The 363-nt window shown below is 53.2% G+C and carries 1 protein-coding gene; it reads right to left on the bottom strand.

The genetic code is table 11. From position 1 onward, the window contains the following. On the bottom strand, positions 1-363 hold a 363-nt coding region (locus tag BFP92_RS31825; RefSeq protein ID WP_170875866.1), incomplete at both ends, for an immunoglobulin-like domain-containing protein.

Raw genomic sequence — 363 nt, 5'->3', positions numbered from 1 at the left:
TGATGTCACCGCCTTCAACTACAGAGGCTTTATCAGCACTCAGAGAAACCGTGGTGTTGTCGATCGAGTCGGTAATCGAAGTGACGGCCGCTTTCGGATCGGTGACCAGGTTCTCGAAGTTACCGCCTTCGGTCTTCGCGATGGTGGTGCTGACAGTCGAACCGTTGTTATAGACGTCATTGGCTGGAGTGTTAAACACGGTCGAGCCGACGGTTTCACCGGCCTTTATCGTGATGGTCTGGCCGTTGCTCAACGTTACGGTGACGTCGGTTTGCGCTTTGTTAGTCAAGGTTGCGGTGTAAGTGATGTCACCGCCTTCAACTACCGAGGCTTTATCTGCAGTCAGGGAAACCGTGGTGTTGT

It is taken from the genome of Pseudomonas sp. 58 R 3 (assembly GCF_900006605.1).
GTDB classification, from domain to species: domain Bacteria; phylum Pseudomonadota; class Gammaproteobacteria; order Pseudomonadales; family Pseudomonadaceae; genus Aquipseudomonas; species Aquipseudomonas salomonii.
Note: the sequence above shows the minus strand (reverse complement) of the source record. Positions and strands in the feature narration are given on the sequence as shown.